Origin of the sequence: Mesorhizobium sp. M3A.F.Ca.ET.175.01.1.1 (assembly GCF_004791945.1) — a bacterium.
Taxonomy (GTDB): Bacteria; Pseudomonadota; Alphaproteobacteria; order Rhizobiales; family Rhizobiaceae; genus Mesorhizobium.
Genome location: NZ_SRTP01000168.1, coordinates 1 through 350 on the forward strand (window position 1 = coordinate 1; position 350 = coordinate 350).

Annotated in this window: 1 pseudogene; it reads right to left on the reverse strand. The window is 63.4% G+C overall.

Annotated elements, in window-relative coordinates:
- A pseudogene (locus EN818_RS31225) lies at nt 1-350 on the reverse strand (hypothetical protein); the annotation flags it as partial.

Consider the following 350-nt stretch of genomic DNA (forward strand, 5'->3'; position numbering starts at 1 on the left):
CTGGTAGCGCACATCGCGCACAAAGCCGAAGATGATCGGCAGGAGCGCGTCGCGGAAGGACTGCTGCAGCCGGGTCGCCGGCCTGAGCGCCTGGAAATAGAGCAGCACCGCGACGATGAAGCCGCCAAGGTAGAGAAAGACATGCGGCGTCGATAACCACTGCTCGTTGGGGTCGGCGGCGCTGTTGAACAGCCAGGCGACGAGGCCGACAAAGACGATAACCAGGCCGACAAACAGCGGCACGCGCCAGCGGACCTGTTTCTGCGCCGAAGCCCGCCTCGCCTCGTAGGCCTCGATATTGTGCCTGATGCCGGCGATATCGGCTTCGCTCGGCATGAAATCCGCTGCTT